19 protein-coding genes are annotated in these 19056 nt (G+C 52.1%); 17 read left to right on the top strand and 2 right to left on the bottom strand.

Annotation, left to right across the window (positions count from 1 at the left end; all coding sequences use genetic code 11):
• Window positions 1–92: 92 nt before the first annotated feature.
• The 10 genes from BM124_RS12685 (at window position 93) to BM124_RS12640 (ending at window position 9870) form a co-directional block, all read left to right on the top strand.
• Complete coding sequence (locus tag BM124_RS12685) at window positions 93–1379, top strand: UDP-N-acetylglucosamine 1-carboxyvinyltransferase (RefSeq protein ID WP_093338044.1); 1287 nt, start codon at window positions 93–95, stop codon at window positions 1377–1379.
• 21 nt (window positions 1380–1400) lie between these two features.
• Entirely contained in the window at window positions 1401–2375 is a 975-nt protein-coding gene (gene glpX / locus BM124_RS12680) for a class II fructose-bisphosphatase (protein WP_093338042.1), read from the top strand.
• Window positions 2376–2671: 296 nt separating this feature from the next.
• A complete protein-coding gene (rho, locus tag BM124_RS12675; protein WP_093338041.1) occupies window positions 2672–3952 on the top strand; it encodes a transcription termination factor Rho in 1281 nt (426 codons plus the stop codon).
• Between the two features lie 165 nt (window positions 3953–4117).
• Entirely contained in the window at window positions 4118–4363 is a 246-nt protein-coding gene (locus BM124_RS12670; RefSeq protein WP_093338039.1) for a type B 50S ribosomal protein L31, read from the top strand.
• A gap of 419 nt (window positions 4364–4782) precedes the next feature.
• Window positions 4783–5718, top strand: a complete 936-nt coding sequence (locus BM124_RS12665) for a metal ABC transporter solute-binding protein, Zn/Mn family (protein WP_093338037.1) — start codon at window positions 4783–4785, stop codon at window positions 5716–5718.
• 17 nt (window positions 5719–5735) lie between these two features.
• Window positions 5736–6494, top strand: coding sequence for a metal ABC transporter ATP-binding protein (locus BM124_RS12660; RefSeq protein WP_093338036.1), 759 nt, complete (start codon window positions 5736–5738; stop codon window positions 6492–6494).
• The gene (locus BM124_RS12655) at window positions 6491–7522 is read left to right on the top strand and encodes a metal ABC transporter permease (RefSeq protein ID WP_244504332.1); all 1032 of its coding nucleotides are present in this window, start codon (window positions 6491–6493) and stop codon (window positions 7520–7522) included. Before BM124_RS12660 ends, BM124_RS12655 begins: the two co-directional genes overlap by 4 nt.
• Before the next feature lie 22 nt (window positions 7523–7544).
• Window positions 7545–8477, top strand: coding sequence for a metal ABC transporter permease (locus BM124_RS12650; RefSeq protein WP_093338034.1), 933 nt, complete (start codon window positions 7545–7547; stop codon window positions 8475–8477).
• 92 nt (window positions 8478–8569) lie between these two features.
• On the top strand, window positions 8570–9190 hold the full coding sequence (locus BM124_RS12645; protein WP_093338033.1) for a thymidine kinase: 621 nt from the start codon (window positions 8570–8572) through the stop codon (window positions 9188–9190).
• 296 nt (window positions 9191–9486) lie between these two features.
• Window positions 9487–9870, top strand: a complete 384-nt coding sequence (locus BM124_RS12640; protein WP_093338031.1) for a hypothetical protein — start codon at window positions 9487–9489, stop codon at window positions 9868–9870.
• 366 nt (window positions 9871–10236) lie between these two features.
• Here BM124_RS12640 and BM124_RS12635 read toward each other — a convergent pair whose 3' ends face one another.
• Together BM124_RS12635 and BM124_RS12630 are read right to left on the bottom strand one after the other, a co-directional pair.
• Complete coding sequence (locus BM124_RS12635) at window positions 10237–11565, bottom strand: FAD-dependent oxidoreductase (RefSeq protein WP_093338030.1); 1329 nt, start codon at window positions 11563–11565, stop codon at window positions 10237–10239.
• A gap of 644 nt (window positions 11566–12209) precedes the next feature.
• Window positions 12210–13328 carry a glycerol dehydrogenase gene (locus BM124_RS12630; RefSeq protein ID WP_093338028.1) on the bottom strand — a complete coding sequence of 373 codons (1119 nt, stop codon included), beginning with the start codon at window positions 13326–13328 and terminating at the stop codon, window positions 12210–12212.
• A 176-nt stretch (window positions 13329–13504) separates the two neighbouring features.
• Here BM124_RS12630 and prfA point away from each other — a divergent pair, with 176 nt between their 5' ends.
• The 7 genes from prfA to rpiB all read left to right on the top strand — a co-directional run bounded on the left by prfA (window position 13505) and on the right by rpiB (window position 18955).
• Window positions 13505–14578: a peptide chain release factor 1 gene (prfA, locus tag BM124_RS12625; RefSeq protein ID WP_093338027.1), complete on the top strand. Its 1074-nt coding sequence runs from the start codon at window positions 13505–13507 to the stop codon at window positions 14576–14578.
• Window positions 14579–15442, top strand: coding sequence for a peptide chain release factor N(5)-glutamine methyltransferase (prmC, locus tag BM124_RS12620; protein ID WP_093338026.1), 864 nt, complete (start codon window positions 14579–14581; stop codon window positions 15440–15442).
• 87 nt (window positions 15443–15529) lie between these two features.
• Window positions 15530–16174, top strand: a complete 645-nt coding sequence (gene spoIIR, locus BM124_RS12615; protein ID WP_093338024.1) for a stage II sporulation protein R — start codon at window positions 15530–15532, stop codon at window positions 16172–16174.
• Window positions 16175–16295: 121 nt separating this feature from the next.
• The gene (locus BM124_RS12610; RefSeq protein WP_093338023.1) at window positions 16296–17360 is read left to right on the top strand and encodes an L-threonylcarbamoyladenylate synthase; all 1065 of its coding nucleotides are present in this window, start codon (window positions 16296–16298) and stop codon (window positions 17358–17360) included.
• Window positions 17361–17376: 16 nt separating this feature from the next.
• Complete coding sequence (locus tag BM124_RS12605) at window positions 17377–17958, top strand: manganese efflux pump MntP (protein ID WP_093338021.1); 582 nt, start codon at window positions 17377–17379, stop codon at window positions 17956–17958.
• Window positions 17959–18015: 57 nt separating this feature from the next.
• The gene (locus tag BM124_RS12600) at window positions 18016–18465 is read left to right on the top strand and encodes a low molecular weight protein arginine phosphatase (protein WP_093338020.1); all 450 of its coding nucleotides are present in this window, start codon (window positions 18016–18018) and stop codon (window positions 18463–18465) included.
• A gap of 49 nt (window positions 18466–18514) precedes the next feature.
• On the top strand, window positions 18515–18955 hold the full coding sequence (rpiB, locus tag BM124_RS12595) for a ribose 5-phosphate isomerase B (protein WP_093338018.1): 441 nt from the start codon (window positions 18515–18517) through the stop codon (window positions 18953–18955).
• Window positions 18956–19056 lie beyond the last annotated feature (101 nt).

Genomic DNA, 19056 nt, shown 5'->3' with positions numbered 1-19056 from the left:
ATCTCCCTTTCCGGCTGTCTATACTGAAATTGATCCCTCTAGATGAGATGAACGCGACACCCTGAGAATGAAGACGAGGAAGTGAGATATGCATGCAGAAATTGATGGTTGAAGGAGGACATCCTTTACACGGCAGTATACATATCAGCGGTGCCAAAAACAGCGCAGTAGCTTTAATTCCCGCGGCTGTCATGGCCAATTCGACCGTATCCATTGAAAACCTTCCAAAGATTTCAGATGTAGAAACGCTGGCTTCCCTGCTTGAAGATATTGGGGGTTCTGTGACGTATGACGGTTCGAAAATGAACATTGACCCGGCAGGAATCGTTCCGACACCGCTGCCAAACGGAAGGGTGAAGTCCCTTCGCGCTTCCTATTACATGATGGGGGCTATGCTCGGCAAATTCAAACAGGCGGTAATCGGTCTTCCCGGCGGGTGCAACCTCGGGCCGCGCCCGATTGATCAGCACATTAAAGGCTTTGAAGCGCTTGGTGCGAAGGTGACTAATGAACAGGGAGCGATCTACCTCCAGGCCGAAAAACTGACCGGGGCCCGCATTTATCTTGATGTGGTGAGTGTCGGAGCGACCATTAATATTATGCTTGCCGCCGTAAAAGCAGAAGGTCGGACAACGATTGAAAATGCCGCCAAAGAACCCGAAATCATCGATGTAGCTACGATACTCTCCAGCATGGGCGCGAAAATCAAAGGAGTCGGCACCGATATTATCCGCATCGACGGAGTGGAACAGCTGAACGGCTGCGTGCATTCCATTATACCGGACCGGATCGAAGCGGGAACCTATATGATTGCCGCCGCCGCGATGGGGAAAGAAGTAATGATTAACAACATTATACCGGACCATCTCGAATCCCTCATGGCTAAACTACGTGAAATGGGGGTGAGCGTGGAGACAGCGGATGAGCAGGTAAGAATAGCAACGCCGCCTGAAATCGCCAGTGTCGATATCAAAACCCTCGTGTATCCTGGTTTTGCTACAGATCTGCAGCAGCCGGTCACGGCTCTTTTGACAAGAGCACGAGGCACCAGTGTCGTCACCGATACAATTTACAACGCTCGTTTCAGGCACGTGGATGAATTGAACCGGATGGACGCCGACGTCAAAGTGGAAGGGCGCTCCGCAATTATTAACGGCAGATCCTCGCTGCAGGGCGCTAAAGTAAGAGCAAGCGATCTGCGGGCGGGAGCCGCTCTGGTGGTAGCCGGTCTGATGGCGGAAGGTGTGACCGAAATCACCGGTCTGGAGCATATTGACCGCGGTTACGAAGATTTGGTTGAAAAACTGCTCGCCCTTGGAGCAAGAGTTTGGAGAGAAGAGCTGACACCGGGCGAAATACAGCAGGTGAAAAGTTCGTAAAGGAAATGGGAGGGGAACAAATTGGAAAGAAGCTTATCCATCGAACTGGTACGTGTAACGGAAGCCGCCGCTTTATCATCGGCGCGCTGGATGGGACTTGGAAAAAAAGAAGAAGCGGATGATGCAGCCACAAGCACGATGAGAGATGTATTTGACACCATTCCGATGAAAGGTACTGTCGTAATCGGAGAAGGAGAAAAAGATGAGGCGCCGATGCTTTATATAGGGGAAAAACTCGGCACCGGATTCGGACCGCGGGTGGATGTGGCTGTCGATCCTTTAGAAGGTACCAATATTGTAGCAAACGGTATGGAAAATGCGCTGACGGTCATTGCCGTAGCCGACCAGGGCTGCCTGTTGAATGCTCCGGATATGTACATGCAGAAAATCGCCGTCGGTCCGGATGCGGTCGGAGTTATTGATATTAAAGCTCCCGTATTGGATAATCTGAAAGCCGTGGCCGAGGCAAAAGGCAAAGACGTAGGAGACGTTGTGGTTACGATGCTCAACCGCGAGCGTCACACGTCCCTTATCCAGGAAGTGCGGGATGCAGGCGCAAGAATCAAGTTTATTCAGGAAGGCGATGTCGCTGCCGCGATTAACACGGCTTTTGAAGAAACCGGCATTGATATTCTGCTTGGGTCAGGCGGCGCCCCCGAAGGTGTCCTATCTGCGGTCGGCCTCAAATGTCTGGGAGGAGAGCAGCAGGGAATGCTGCTTCCAAAGGACGATGATGAGAAGAAACGGTGCGAAGATATGGGTATCGATGACGTTTCCCGCGTGCTGTACATGGAGGACATGGTCGCCGGAGATGACGCGATCTTTGCCGCCACCGGCGTAACAGACGGCGGTCTTCTGAAAGGCATACACTACAAGGGAGCAAGCGCCACCACCCAGACACTCGTCATGCGGGCCCGCTCCGGCACCGTCCGGTTTGTAGACGGCAAACACAACATAGAGAAAAAACCCGGATTTGTCATAAAGAAAGCGGAGTAAAAAAAGACAGAAAAAAGGAAGGTCAGCAGCACACCATGTTGTGCTGCTGTGCTTTTGAATTCATTGTTGCTATTCGTGAAAAAACGTGTTTACAATGTATGATAGACGGGAAAACCAGTAAGATAGTATATGATATATCCCCACCTGAAGATTTTATCAGCATTTCCAAGCGGAAGCCGCAACTTTCCACCCCGAACCAGCAGGTATCCTATAAAAATTCCAACCCTTGTTTTTCATAGAAACGAAGCAGTACAGCGAAGTGTGTATTTGATTATGTAGAAAAGTGGTGACGATGATTGAGTGTAAACTTAGCAGAATTGGAGAATAAAACGCTGAAAGAACTTTATGCGCTCGCCAAAGAGTATAAAGTATCCTACTACAGCAAACTGACAAAACGCGAATTGATTTTTGCCATTCTGAAAGGACAGGCGGAAAAAGACGGTTATATGTTCATGGAAGGGATTCTTGAAATCATCCAGACGGAAGGGTATGGTTTCCTGCGGCCGATTAATTATCTGCCGAGTTCGGAAGACATTTATATTTCCGCCTCCCAGATCCGCCGCTTTGATCTGAGAAACGGCGACAAAGTATCCGGGAAAGTCCGGCCGCCGAAAGATTCGGAACGCTATCACGGCCTGCTGATGGTGGAGGCGGTGAATGGAGACGATCCCGACGCATCCAAGGAACGCCCTCATTTCCCGGCGCTCACTCCCCTGTACCCGCAGGAGCGCATGAATCTTGAAAATAAACCGGGACGCGCCGGGACCCGTATTATGGATATGGTCACACCGGTCGGCTTCGGGCAGCGCGGACTTATCGTCGCCCAGCCTAAAGCCGGGAAGACCTCTCTCTTAAAAGAAGTAGCGAACAGCATTACCGAAAACCATCCCGAAACGGAATTAATCGTGCTTCTGATTGATGAACGCCCGGAAGAGGTGACCGACATTGAACGGTCGGTGGACGGCGACATTGCCAGTTCCACCTTCGATGAAGTGCCGGAAAATCATATTAAAGTATCCGAACTGGTTCTCGAACGCGCGATGCGGCTCGTGGAGCAGAAGAAGGATGTCGTTATTCTCATGGACAGCATTACCCGTCTGGCCCGTGCCTACAACCTGGTCATTCCGCCGAGCGGCCGTACGCTGTCCGGCGGTATTGACCCGGCGGCGCTGCACCGTCCGAAACGCTTTTTCGGAGCGGCGCGCAATATTGAAGAAGGCGGCAGCCTCACCATTCTTGCGACCGCGCTGGTGGAAACAGGATCGCGGATGGACGATGTGATTTACGAAGAATTCAAGGGAACCGGCAACATGGAACTGCATCTGGACCGCCGTCTGGCAGAACGCCGCATTTTCCCAGCCATCGATATCCGTCGTTCCAGCACGAGAAAAGAAGAACTCCTTCTTTCCAAAGAGCATCTTGAAAACTTGTGGGCGATGCGGAAAACGATGAACGATTCCCCGGATTTTCTGGATCATTTTATCCGCCAAGTCAAACAGACGAAGACAAATGACGAGTTTTTCGAAGAACTCGAAAAGGACAAGCAGAAAGGCCGCACATCGAATCGGCGCAGCTGATCGGATAGTGAAGAAATAGTTGAAATATCGCGGCGGACTTGTTATAATCCCGTTATGTGTGACATCAAACGCTGATGGAAAAGGAAGATACATGCTGCGCGCTGTCCGGTTCAAAGCCGTGCAAGCCGCGGCATTTCACCACCAGAGCAAAAGGAGTGAAAACAAATGAAGCAGGACATCCATCCGCAATTCCAAAAAGTCGTATTTATGGATTCCAGCACAGGATTTAAGTTCTTGAGCGGTTCCACGAAATCGTCGGACGAAACGATTGAATGGGAAGACGGCAACACGTATCCACTGTTGAAAGTGGAAATCAGCTCCGACTCCCACCCGTTCTATACCGGGAAGCAGAAGCTCGCTGACACCGGCGGCCGCATCGACCGTTTCAAGAAGAAATACAACCTCGACTAATAGTCAGACCTGGACGAAACCAGGCAGGGACGTGGATCCCTGCCTGGTTTTTTTAATGGATGGAAACGACGGATGCACGCGCATTCGCCGCATTTTCGTGCCCGCGCCGTCGTCTTAGTGTTCACCAAATCAGCGTTGATGGATACTAAGATTTCCCCGGAGTCGTCCAGTGTCCACTCCCTCGATCCGCCTGAAAAAACACAGCCCTCTCTCCGCTCCAGCCCGACCAGGCTTCCACGTTTCAGAATGAAGATATTCAGAAGAACAAAAATTGGGCCTTTTCAGTATGTATAATAGAAACCCATTTGTTTTCTTCTTGTCCATGAAAAAAAGCATTGAAAAAATAATGGCGCAGGTTTATTATTGCATAAGGGAAACTTTTTGTCATTGATAAAAATATGTTAACTGGAGGTAAAAAAATGAGCTTGTTGAAAAAAATTGTTGTATTCAGCAGCGGCCTGCTTCTTCTCGGAGCATGCGGTGCCGGTGAAAATGCAGGATCCTCCGGGGAATCTGGCGGCGGCAAACTTTCTGTTGTCACAACAACCGGCCAGGTTAGAGATATTGCGGCACATATAGGCGGCGAGCAGGCTGATGTACAGGGAATGATGGGACCGGGCGTGGACCCGCACCTGTACGAACCGACGCAGCAGGACGTACAAAATCTGACGGAAGCGGATTTGAACCTTTACAACGGATTGAATCTCGAAGGAAACATGGGAGAGGTATTTCAAAACGTGGAAAGTGAAACCCCGAGCTTTGCCGTTGCGGAGAACGTACCCGAAGATATGCTGATATCCGGGGGAGAGGACTATCCGCATGACCCTCACGTATGGTTCGACCCGGACAGATGGGCGTATGCTGTAAAAGCAGTGAGGGATGCGTTCATTGAAGTGGATCCGGCCAACGAAGAAGCTTATAAAGAGCGCGCACAGGAGTACCTCGATATGCTGGATGAAATGGATACGTACGCGGAAGAACAAATTCATAAAATTCCGGAAGAAAGCCGCGTCATCGTGACCGCCCATGACGCTTTCAGCTACTTCGGGGATGCGTACGGCATGGAGGTCAAAGGGCTTCAGGGGATCAGTACCGATGCTGAATTTGGTGTAGGCGACGTGAATAATATCGTCGACTTGATGGTGGAGCGCAGCATAGGAGCCCTGTTTGTAGAATCAAGCGTCTCGGAGCAGGCGGTGAATTCTGTTGTGGAAGGCGCGAAAGAGCAGGGACAGCAGGTGGAAATCGGCGGAGAACTGTATTCGGATGCGATGGGTGAAGCCGGAACAGAGGAAGGAACGTACGAAGGCATGTTCCGTCACAACATCGATACGATCGTATCATCTCTCCAGTAAAACAAGGAGGCAGCATAATGAGTGACGCATTGGACGTTCAGAATATAACCGTAGCTTATCAGGAATCAACAGTACTTGAGAACGCGGCGTTTTCTGTTCCACAGGGAAAACTGGTAGGTATTGTAGGACCAAACGGCGCAGGAAAGTCCACGCTGCTTAAGGCGGTGCTTGATCTTGTACCGAAACTGCACGGGCGTGCTGTATTCTTCGGCGACGAGCTGAAAAAAGTACGCTCCAGCATCGGGTACGTCCCCCAGCGCGGTGAAGTCGACTGGGACTTTCCGACAAACGCCCTGGATGTTGTAACGATGGGGCGGTACGGCCACGTCGGACTGTTCCGTCGGCCGCGGAAACAGGACAGAGAGGTTGCTTTTCAAAGTCTAAAAGAATTGGGTATGGAGGATTATGCGAAAAGACAGATCAGGCAGCTTTCCGGAGGGCAGCAGCAGCGGGTTTTTCTGGCCCGCGCGATGGCCCAGGATGCTTCGTTGTATATCATGGATGAACCATTCGCAGGCATCGACGCCAAAACGGAGCGCGCCATCATCGAGCTGATGCAGAAATGGAAACAGCAGAACAAAACCATTATAGTCGTGCATCACGACCTGCAGACAGCACGGGAATATTTCGACTGGATGATTCTGTTGAACAAACAGGTGGTGGCGCAAGGTCCGACAGAAGAAGTGTTCACAAAAGAAAAGCTCCAGCAGGCCTACGGCGGCCAGCTGGCTTTCCTTCAGTCCGCGGCCTCTGAAGAAACGGGGGGGCTGTCATGATGCAGGAATGGCTGTCTCTGCTTGAGAGTCCCAATCTCCGCTGGGTCCTGCTTGGCTCTATGTTTTTAGGGATCGCAAGCGGCGTCATCGGTTCGTTTGTGCTTTTACGTAAAGAAAGTCTGGTAGGCGAAGCGATGTCACACGCAGCACTTCCCGGTGTGTGTCTTGGATTTCTGGCTGCCGGAAGAGAGCTGCCTGCGCTGATGATCGGCGCTGCTGTCTTTGGGTTTATCAGCCTGTGGGGCATCCGCATCATTCACCGGAATACAAAACTGAAACAGGATACAGCGATCGGCTTAATTCTTTCTGTGTTTTTCGGGCTTGGTATTGTTCTGCTCACGATGATTACCAACAGCTCGGCCGGCAATAAAAGTGGACTGGATAGTTACATTTTCGGTCAGGCCGCTTCGATGGTTCAGTTCGATGTCTGGATGATGAGCGGTATTGCCATGCTTGTGACAGCCGCGGCGCTGTTGTTTTTTAAAGAATGGAAGCTTGTAATTTTTGATCCGTTGTTCGCAGGAGGTCTGGGATGGAAAACCAAAACCCTGAACAGCATCCTGAGCTTTTCCATCGTACTGATTGTGACAGCGGGAATTCAGGCTGTCGGTATTATTTTAATGTCGGCGCTCATCATTACGCCTGCCATTGCCGCCAGATACTGGACCGACCGGCTTGGCATCATGGTCATTCTGTCGGCTCTGATCGGCGCTTTCTCCGGTTTGTCCGGCGCCGCTCTCAGTGCACTCGACGGCGGCATTCCGACGGGACCGGTCGTCGTATTAACGGCAACGGCTGTCTTTGTGTTCTCATTTCTTTTTGCGCCGGGGAGAGGAAAGCTGGCCCAGATCACCGCATACCGCCGGTTCCGGCGCCGGTGGAAAAAGCAGCAGGCCGTTCAGGCGCTTGATTCTGTTCCCGATACCACTCCCTCAAGGTATGCTGCCTGGCAGAAAACACTGGGTGTGGAAAACAGCGAAGCCCGGCGGTTGTGGAACTGGCTGAAAAAGAACAGGTATCTCACATGACGGCTGAAAGGAGGAAACCATCTTGACCTATGAAGGATGGATCATTGTTACCGGTGTACTGGTCGGTGCTTCATGCAGTATCATCGGTGTTCTGCTGGTGCTCCGGCAGATGGCGATGATTTCGGATGCCATCAGCCATACTGTCATACTCGGACTGGTATCGGCCTTTTTGCTGACGAGCACGCTGGACAGTTTCACGATGCTTATTGGAGCGGCGGTTGCGGGGTTACTGACAACCATTGTTATCCAGCTCCTCCAGAACTCCGGCGTGCAGCCGGATGCCGCCATCGGCGTGACATTTACGGCGTTTTTCGCGCTCGGTGTGTTTCTCATTTCCCGATATGCCGGAAACGTCCACCTCGATGTCAATCATGCGTTGATGGGCGATATCGCATTTGTGCCCTTTCAGACAGTGAGCGTATTCGGCGTGTCTATGCCGCAGGCGTTTCTTTTTGTCAGTGTGGTGCTGTTCCTTAACGTGATCCTCGCGGTGCTTTTCTATAAGGAATGGAAAGTGTCGACTTTTGATCCGGGGCTCGCCGTGGCACTCGGTGTTCCGGTGGCATTTTTGCACTACCTGCTTATGACGATGACATCGGTCACCGCTGTTTCGTCGTTTGACAGCGTGGGAGCTGTACTGGTCGTGGCCTTTATGATTGTTCCGGCGGCATCAGCGTATTTATGGACGCGAAGCTTTCCGTATATGTTTGTACTCAGCATTTTCATCAGCGCTGCTTCCTGTTTCAGCGGATACTATGCTGCCAAATGGCTAAATGTTTCCATTTCCGGAAGTATGGCCGTGATGACAGGTGTCTTTTTCCTGATTTCGTTTCTTTTTGCCGGCGAAGACGGGATCGTCACCCGCGTCCTGCGGCAGAAACGCAAGCAGCGCATGCAGTGGAACGCGGCGTCCGCCGCTGCTTCGCAGCCTGAGCGGGACCGTTTAAATGGATAATCCCGAAAACTTCCCAAGACCTATTGAATACATTCTGAATTTCAGGGAAAATAAGAAAAGAATAAATGAGGAAGTAAGTAAGGGGAACAAGAATGTACATGATACGAAAAGATGGATGGATGGAAGTCATCTGCGGCAGTATGTTTTCCGGAAAATCCGAAGAACTGATCCGGCGCATCCGCCGGGCAGCCTACGGCAACCTGAACGTAATTGTGTTTAAACCGGCGCTCGACGACCGGTACAGTGAGGAAGAAGTCGTTTCCCACAATGGGACGAAAATATGGGCCAAAGCGGTAGGGCACTCGCGCGACATCCTGCCGATGCTCGAAAAGGGGGTGCAGATGGTGGCGGTGGACGAAGCGCAGTTTTTCGACCGCGGCATTGTTTCTGTCGCCCAGCACCTGGCGGACCGCGGTATCAAAGTGGTACTGGCCGGACTCGACCAGGATTTCCGGGGCGAGCCGTTCGTGCAGGTGAAAGAGCTCATGGCAGCAGCGGAAGAAGTGGTGAAACTGCAGGCGGTCTGTCCCTGCTGCGGATCTCCCGCTTCCCGCACGCAGCGCCTGATCGAAGGACGCCCGGCGCACTATGACGATGAAGTGATTATGGTCGGAGCCGATGAAGCCTACGAACCACGCTGCCGGCACTGCCACGAAGTACCAGGCCGGCCCGTGTCCGAGCTGCATATTGAAAATACAGGGTCTACCTGCTGAACAAAAAATACAGGGTGGCATCACAATCCGGACGATCTATATGGATCGCCCGGATTTTTTTACCTGGATGCCGGCGGGGCAGAAAATCGTGTGCTCAGGTCGTATACCGGCCAAATGTCAGTGAATACATGCCAAATGCTGTGATTTACCGTCCGAATAGAGGTTAATACAAGCCAAAGAAGAGAGTTTACCGGCCAAGAGGTGCATGCGAGGCCGGGTTTATGTGTGACGCTGCATGAAAACGCGCGGACCGGAAATCCTAAAAGGACAACCTGCCTCAAGGAGGACGTCTTTTTATGAAATATATCGTATATTTTCTGCTGAGTGTGGTGCTCCTGTCGGCCGCATCCTGTGAACAGGATAAGTCCCCGCAGGCCGGGCCGCTGCAAAGTCCTGAACCGGCGGCACCTTCAGATTACAACCAGGGTCCCGGGAATGTATCGATGACAACGAACGAGTATAACCAGGGGGATGACAACGACAGAGTGAAAGACATCGCCCGCCGCATCGGTTTTTCCCCGAAATACGTCATGTTCGGCGGCCGCCATGCGTATCTTTATACGACAAGCGATACGTCGTGGGACAAGGAAGAAAAAAAGAAAAAGCAGCAGCAGCTGAAGCGGCAGTACAAGCAGGAGTTTCCGAGGTATCAGGTACATGTGACGGTATTGGATGGATGACCAAAAGCGGAGGCCCGCCCGCGTTTTGCTTAATATGGTGGAAGGCAGGGAGTGGACACTAAACCACGGGGAAGTGATGTTAGTGTGCATGAAAAGTGTTTCCGGGTACACTGGTTTGTCGTCACAATCCAATAGTGTCCATTACCAGCCGCCGGTAGACAATATCCGTTGATTTCAGCCTTATAGTGTACATGGAGCAGCGATTGGTGGACGCTAAGTGCTGCTTTCTTCTGATTAGTGTCCCCTGACATCCACCTTTCAGCCAACCCCGCAACGGGACCGGCCCGCAACGGATACAACAGCGCAGCTTTTCTTTCATACCAAAACGCTCCCGGCCATCCTTCAGGATCAGCGGGAGCGTTTTTTTCACGTCGCCCGCCGCACGGTCTGCTGGATCGGATCCCAAACGCCGTTGTACGGGGGTGCGTAGGATAAATCAAGGTCTTCGTAGTCATCTAAGGTCATCCGGTGGAACAATGTAACGGCGAGCACGTCGATACGCTTGGCTGCGCCGGATTCTCCGATGACCTGACCACCGATGACTTCTTCGGTATCCGTACGGTACACCAGTTTCAGAGTGAGCGGTTTTTTTCCTTCAAAATAACCGGCTTTATCGACGGTCTGGTGCATCACGGTATCAAACGGAAAAGACATGGATTCGGCTTCCGCTTCATTTAACCCGGTTTTGGCGAGGGTGAGGTCAAAAAAGCGGAGAATGGACGTGCCGACGATGCCTTGAAACTGCTTCGGGATACCGGCCATGTTTTTCCCGGCGGCGCGGCCCTGTTTATTGGCATGGGTGCCAAGCGGAACATAATCGTCCCGCTCTTTGATGCGGTGGTACTGCACGGCGCAGTCCCCGGCCGCATACACGTGGTCCACGTTTGTCCGCATCCACGCGTCCACCTGTACCGCGCCGTTATGCCGGAGCTGAACGCCGGCGTTTTCGAGAAAGTCCGTGTTGGGCCGTATGCCCGTGGCGGCGATGACGAGATCTGTATCATACCAGCTGCCCGTCGTCTGAACAGCTTGGATCCTCTGCACGCCTTCCAGCGCTTCCACCGATTCCCCGAGGCACAGCTCGACGCCGTGCTTCCCAGCTTCTTCATGAATAAGGGGTGTCATGTCGGGATCAAACATTTTGGCGATGCGGTCATTGCGGTCGATGATACGCACGTTCCGGCCTGTTTCAATCAGATTTTCAGCAAGTTCCAGGCCGATGTAGCCGCCTCCGATAATGGTTACATCGTGCACGTCATCCAGATCCGCATCAATTGCTTCGATATCCGGAATCGTTTTTAACGTATGAACGCCTTTCAGCGTCCGTCCAGGCACATCCGGAAGCACCGGCGAACCGCCGCTTGCGATGAGAAGCTTGTCATACGGCAGTTCAAAAGGCTGTCCTGTTTCGAGATTTTGACCGGATACGATCTGCTTTTTTGTATCGACAGCCTCCACGTGGTGGAACACTCTCGCATCGATGCCGTATTTTTCCCGGAACGTTTCCACATCCCGCGCAATCAGCTTATCGGTATGTTCCACCTCACCCCCCACAATGTAAGGAAGGCCGCACTGGGCGTACGAATAAATGCCGCCTGCTTCAAGCGTTGTCACCTCCGCTTCTTCCACATTACGCACAATCTGCATCGCAGCGCTCATCCCGGCCGCATCTCCGCCGATGATCACGTATTTCATGACTAAACACCCTTTGCTCTTTACTATATGGTAGTACAGACAGTATTCCCTTCCTGAAAAAATAAAAACGTTTTTTCTAACGCACCGGATGGAAAGCATAACGACGTTTAGGCGCCGGCTCCCGATGCAAACGTCGTTATGAGCACGTTTAGATGACGTTTATGCCCGAAAAAAGAAGCTAAACGTAACGTTGGAACGCCATGATGACGTTTAGGCCGGATGCGGACACCCTAAACGTCATTATGGACGGCTTTACGTGACGTTTACGCGGGCAGCCGGCATACAAACGTGACGTAAACGCCGAACTCTTACTATCCGAATGCATTGAAGAAAAAGCATCCGCCGGCGTCGGGTACTTCGTTTTCAGCCGGGCAGGACGAAGGCAGCTGCCGTCTATCCGGTTGTGGACACTACGTTGCCGAAATCAGAAATTAGTGTACACCGGCAGAATTCAATGGACACTATCTGCCGGCTTCGGAATCTTAGTGTCCACCAACACTTTTTCCGTGGACACTACGTATGCTGCCGGGCAGTTTAGTGTCCACGAAGCAGCAGCGCACCGACATACCTTTCGATATTATGCACAATAAAACCCCCGGACGGTTCCTAAAAGAGACGTCCGGGGGTTTGTTTTCTATTCATGGTTATGCGAGCCCGTTTTCTTTTTTATAGGCTTTAGCATATTGATCCGCGGCCTTCATGGCACTTACGACGTCATACGCGGTGAGCGTCATCGGCATGTTATGGCTGCTTTCTCCTTCAGTTAAAGCGGCTTTTGCAACCTTCATCAGATCGTCTTCCGAAGCCTGTTCAAGGTGCAGATCTTCCAGCGTAACAGGAAGCTCCAGACGGGAATACATGTCCACATACTTCTCAAACTCTTCTTTCGACCGGTTCTCCAATGTCAGCTGACTGAGGGTGCCGAAAGCGACTTTTTCCCCGTGCGTCATGTGGTGTATATCGCCGTGGAGGACGGTGAATCCGTTATGGATCGCATGTGCCAGTGCCAGGCCGCTGCTTTCAAATCCAAGCCCGCTCAGCAGCGTGTTGGCTTCAACAATCTGCTCCAAGGCATGTGTCACAACCTGCCGTTTGTTTGATTCGTAGGCGAGGAGCCCGTATTGAAAAAGAGTTTCTTCACATTTTTCGGCGATGGCTGCGGCCGCAATCGTGGAAAGACCGCCCGCCATGGCGTTGGCATTCGCCTGAATCGCCATGCGAGCTTCGACCCATGTTGCCATGGCATCGGCAATGCCCGAAGCCAGAAAGCGTGGCGGAGCGCCTGCGATAATTTTCGAATCCATGATGATCAAGTCCGGGTTTTTCGAATAAAAGCGGTAGGTTTCAAATACACCTTCATCCGAATAAATAACGGACAGCGCGCTCGTCGGTGCATCGGTGGAAGCGGTGGTTGGGATGATCACGCAGCAGGCGCCGGGAACCTGATCGCGGACGCCTTTGGCGGTATCAAGCGTTTTGCCGCCGCCGACACCCACAATCATATCCGCGCCTTCCGATTTGGCTTCTTCAATAATCCGGTTAATTTCTCCGGTGGACGCTTCTCCGTTAAACGTAGTACCGACAGATTCAATGTTCTCTTGTTTCAGGCTGTCCACCACTCTGTTTCCGGCAAGATCCCAGACAAACTCGTCTGCGATAACCAGTGCTTTGCTCCCCATATCTTTTGCATATGTTCCTGCTTCATCGACCACATCGACTCCCTGCACGTACTGATTTGGGCTGATAAACACTTTATTTCCCACTAGTTATACCTCCAGTTTTATTCATAATTCACCCATTATCTTCCCCGAGATGAGATATTTCACACGTGTCTATGTTAAGCCTGAAAGCCGGATACCCCGATCCGGATTCTTTTGACGGAGAGGCGGCATTATACTATAATTATAATGTTATGCAACCGATAAAGAGGTGAAAGCTTGTGCTAGAACGTCTGCAAGCCGTTGAAGACCGTTATGAACAGCTGAACGAATGGCTGAGCGACCCGGATGTCGTGAGCGATACGGCGAAATTACGGGATTACTCCAAGGAACAAGCGGAGATTTCGGATATTGTCCAGAAATACAGGGAATATAAAGAAACAACAACCCAGCTTGACGACGCTAAGGCCATGCTGCAGGAAAATCAGGATGACGACATGGAAGATATGGTTAAAATGGAAATCGAGGAGCTGGCGGAAAAAAAGCAGGAACTCGAAGAAACGCTGCGGATTCTGCTGCTGCCCAAAGACCCCAATGATGATAAAAATGTCATCGTGGAAATCCGTGGAGCGGCAGGCGGCGATGAGGCGTCGCTGTTTGCGGCCGATCTATTTAGAATGTATTCCCGTTTCGCTGAGAAGAACAACTGGAAAGCGGAAGTCATCGAGTCGACCCCGACGGAACTCGGCGGCTTCAATAAAATCATTTTTATGATCAACGGGGAAGGCGCCTACTCGAAGATGAAATACGAAAACGGCGCCCACCGCGTGCAGCGGGTCCCGAGCACCGAGTCGGGCGGACGCATTCATACGTCGACGTCCACTGTGGCGGTTCTGCCGGAAGCCGAAGAAGTCGAAGTGGAACTCCACGATAAAGATATCCGCGTCGACACATTCGCCTCCAGCGGCCCTGGCGGACAGAGCGTAAACACGACCATGTCGGCGGTACGGCTCACCCACGAACCGACCGGTATTGTGGTGTCCTGTCAGGACGAAAAATCGCAGATCAAAAACAAGGACAAAGCGATGAAAGTTCTTCGCGCCCGTATTTATGACATGTACCAGAAAGAAGCCGAAGCTGAGTATGACGAGAACCGCAAATCAGCAGTCGGCACCGGGGACCGCTCGGAACGCATCCGTACGTACAATTTCCCGCAGAGCCGTGTAACCGACCACCGTATCGGCCTCACTGTGCAGAAACTGGATCAGGTGCTGCAGGGCGAAATCGAGCAGATTATCGAAGCGCTGATTGTGGAAGAACAGGCGGAAATGATGGAAGAGGCAGGAGAGGCATAAATGAAGCCTGCATATGTGTACGAAGCCCTCCACCGGGCTTCGTCTTTTTTAGAAGAAAGCAGACGAGAGCCAAAAGCAGCGGAGTGGTTGATGAAACACCACTTAAACGTGGACTGGACGGATTTTCACCTGTCCCGGCGTGATCCTGTGACCGATGACGTGTGGGAGGCTTTTTCGCGTGACGTGACGCAGCATGCACAAGGCGTTCCTGTTCAGCATCTGACAGGGTATGAAGAGTTTTACGGCCGCCGCTTCCACGTCAACGAACATGTATTGATCCCAAGGCCTGAAACCGAAGAGCTCGTCGATGAGGTGCTCGGCTGGATCCGGCGCCAGCATATCACGGCGCTGCAGATCGCTGATATCGGAACCGGAAGCGGCGTCATCGCGATCACTATCGCACTGGAAGCCCCGGACGTGCAGGTGAAGGCGGTGGAGATTTCGCCCCGGGCACTTGCGACCGCGCAGAAGAACGCCGCTGATCTCGGGGCGTCTGTCGAGTTCATCGAAGGAAGTCTGATGGATCCGCTCCTCGAAGGAGAAACAAAATACGACGTTATCGTATCCAATCCTCCTTACATTCCGAACGAGGAGTGGGAAGCGCTCGATCCGCTCGTCCGAGACCATGATCCGAAGCTGGCGCTGGTCGGTGAAGACGACGGGCTCGCCTGCTACCGGAAAATGGCAGTTCATCTGCCGGCACTGCTGCAGTCCCGGGGTCTGGCCGCCTTTGAAATCGGGGACCGGCAGGGAGAAGATGTAAGCCGTATTCTCCGGAAGGAACTGCCGCTCGCCGATATTGAAGTCAGGTATGACATCAACAAAAAACCAAGAATGGTATTCTGCGAACGAAATGACGTATAACGTGACAACAAAAGATGTCGAACCTTTTATCGTTTAGAACGCAGCGGCACCGTCCACAATGAATCATGAAAGGACGGTGCCAAAGTCATGCCGAAAAAAGCACTTATTTATGTATTATTTCTCGTTCTCATATCCTGGCTGCAGATGGAACAGCAGCAGAACGCCGCAGCATCGGATGCCGGTATTCAGACGATACCCGAAGAAGCGGTGCGCCTGCGCATTCTCGCCCACAATAACTCGCCGGAAGAACAGCTTGTAAAAACCGAAGTACGCGACGCGGTGAATCAGCAGTTACAGGACGAAATGACGTCTGAGCTGAACAAAGAGGAAGCGCTCACCAAACTACAGCGCTCCCTCCCCGGACTGAAAGAAACGGTCCAGAGTATTCTGGACGATCACGGCTTGGAAAAACGCGGTTTTTCGATTGCCGTGAAATCCGATGTGGATTTTCCAACAAGAATTTACGGGCCGATTGTCTATCCGGCAGGTGAATATGAAGCACTCGTCGTCACAATCGGCAAAGGCGAAGGGGATAACTGGTGGTGCGTACTGTTTCCACCGCTCTGCTTTATCTCGTCCGGCGATTCTGTGGATAAGTCATCAAATTCTGTGGAAAAAGAAGACGTTTCAAGAGAAAATGTGGAGAAGTCAGGGGATAGTGTGGATGAAAAAGAGGAGTACCGGTTCTTCGTTGTGGAGAAATGGAACAGCTGGTTTGGCGACAAGGGTTAAAAAGAGTATTGAAAACTGATATGAAGGCTTTAATAAGTTATCCACAGAAACGCATATAGTTGTGGGTAACTTTTTTATATTTGCCTGGATAAAGCAATTTTTCTTATAATGATGGGGGTTCATGGAACGCTTGAAAAGGGGTGGAAAGTTGAGTTATAAACATACGAAAATCTGGAATGTGGATAATTGGGATGGGAAGGAGCCTTTACCCCCTGAATTAGAAGAAGCTGGGTTGTGTATAAGCCGTGGGGAAGCCGTTGCGTTCCCGACAGAGACGGTCTACGGTCTCGGGGCGGATGCACGCAGGGACACGGCGGTGGAGCAGATATTCGCCGCGAAAGGAAGGCCCGGCGATAACCCGTTGATTGTACATATCGGGGATCGGTCCCAGTGGCATCCTCTGGTGTCCTCGATACCGGACATGGCGGAAAAACTGGCCGATGCGTTCTGGCCGGGTCCGCTCACGTTAATCGTTCCGAAAAGCGATGCGGTTTCTGAGAAAGTAACCGCCGGACTTGACTCGCTCGCGGTCCGTATGCCTGAGCATCCGGTAGCGAGAGCACTTATTAACGAGGCCGGTGTTCCGGTGGCTGCTCCCAGTGCCAACCGGTCGGGGCGCCCGAGTCCGACAAAAGCCGAACACGTGACATATGATCTGGACGGACAAATCGCGGGTATCGTGCAGGGAGGCGATGCCGGGTACGGCCTGGAATCCACCGTTGTGGACTGTACCGGAGAGAAGGCGGTGATTCTGCGCCCCGGTGGTATTACAAGAGAGCAGCTGACGGATGTTCTCGGGGCAGAACACATCGTGCAGGCAGACGCTGCGGCCGAGGAAGATACTCCAAAAGCGCCGGGGATGAAATACCGGCACTATGCTCCGTCTTCCCCTTTGGTGCTCATCGAAGGTGGTATGCAGAAAGCTGCCCTGGCAGCACGCAGGGAAGGAAAAACGGTTGGTATCATGGCGGTGGATGAACACCGCCGTGAACTGGAGGCGTCAGCGGATGTTTTCATCCCACTTGGATCAAAGGATAAGCCGGCCGGCATCGCCGCTAAGCTGTATGATAATCTGCGTGCCGCTGACCAGAGCGGGGTGGATGTGATTTTTTGTGAAACCTTCCCGAAAGAGGGCATTGGGGAAGCCGTGATGAATCGTCTCGAAAAAGCCGCCTCCGCTTCCTGAATGATGTGCTCCGGACATGCATAAGCTGTACGAGCATGTCCGGAAAGGGGAACGGGAAATGGAAGGCTGGCTCGTACTGTGCGGAATGGCGGCAGCGTTAAGCATGGATGCGTTTTCGATGTCGCTTGCGGCCGCTATGAATCAGGCAGAACGAATCCCACGTCTGAAAACGGCGGCAGTGGTAGGTTTTTTTCATATGATTATGCCGTCTTTCGGTCTGTTCGGCGGAAGATGGATTGAAGAGTCGTTTGAGCAGGCGGCTCTCATGGTAGGCGGTGTGCTTCTCATCTTCACCGGCATGCAGATGATCTGGTCGGCACTAAGCAGTGAAGAAACGACAGCTGCTGTTATGCCGCGCGGAAAAGGTGTCTTTCTGTTTGCGGTGCTCGTCAGTCTGGATAGTTTCTCGATCGGTATATCGCTTGGCATTCTGCAGACACCGTGGGTCGAAGTGCTGCTTTTGTTTGGAGCATTCAGCGCAGCGTTTACGTGGGCCGGTCTTGCTCTTGGTGGCAGACTTCAGTATATGCTCGGCCATTTTGGAGAAGCCGCCGGCGGCATTATTTTGTTCAGTCTTGGCGTAAAGCTGATTCTGTGACAGACATATCTGTGGTAAAATAGAAATTACATTAAGATAAAAAGGAAGGAACCAGGGATGACCAACGTGTTGTTTGTCTGTACCGGTAATACGTGCCGGAGCCCGATGGCCGAAGCACTTCTCCGGGAAAAAGGAAGAGATGATATCGAGGTGCAGTCCGCCGGGACGTCGGCATCCCCCGGTATGTCCGCGTCCAAAGAAACGGTGGAAGTGCTGAAAGAACGGGATATTCTGCTCCGTCACGCGGCCAAACCATTAACGAAAGAACGGGTTGACTGGGCCGACCTTATTCTTACGATGACGAAAAACCACCACGGCATGACTGTGCAGCAATTCCCGGAAGCTGCGGACAAAGTATTTACCGTGAAAGAATTTGCCTGGAATGAAGAAAGCGGGGCCGGGGACATTACCGATCCAATCGGCGGCTCCCGTGACACGTACCGGCACACAGCGGACGAGCTTGAGACACTGGTAGAGAAGATACTGGAGCGGATGAACGAGGACTGAAGTGGTGTCTTTCCCAGTCCGAAAAAAGAAATGTCAGGAGGAAATGCCCGTGAAAATTGCAATGGGATCCGACCACGCCGGTCACAAATTGAAAGTGGAAGTGGAGAAAGTACTGCACGATATGAATATAGAGATAGAAGATTACGGATGCAACTGCGAGGAGTCGGTCGACTACCCGGATTACGCCCAGCCGGTGGCCGAACGCGTCGCCGCCGGAGAAGTGGATAAAGGTATCCTGATCTGCGGAACCGGTATCGGCATTTCCATTTCCGCCAACAAAGTCAACGGCATCCGCGCCGCGGTCTGCCACGACGTGTTCAGTGCCAAAGCATCCCGCGCCCACAATAACAGCAACATCCTGGCGATGGGCGAGCGCGTCGTCGGACCGGGTCTGGCGGGTGAAATCGTCAAAGCCTGGCTCGATACGGAGTTTGAAGGCGGCCGCCACGCCGACCGCGTCGATAAAATGATGGCGATGGAAGAGAAATAAGCAGAGGGGGCTGTATCAAAAGGTTGTGAAAAAATGACCTTTTACAGCTCCTTTTTCTATTTCATATACAAAAAAATCGCCTCTTTCGGTATAATGAAGTC

The sequence above is a fragment of the Salibacterium halotolerans genome, from assembly GCF_900115625.1.
Classification (GTDB): Bacteria; Bacillota; Bacilli; order Bacillales; family Marinococcaceae; genus Salibacterium; species Salibacterium halotolerans.
The sequence above is the reverse complement of the archived record's forward strand: the minus strand, read 5'-3'. Positions and strand labels throughout refer to the sequence as shown.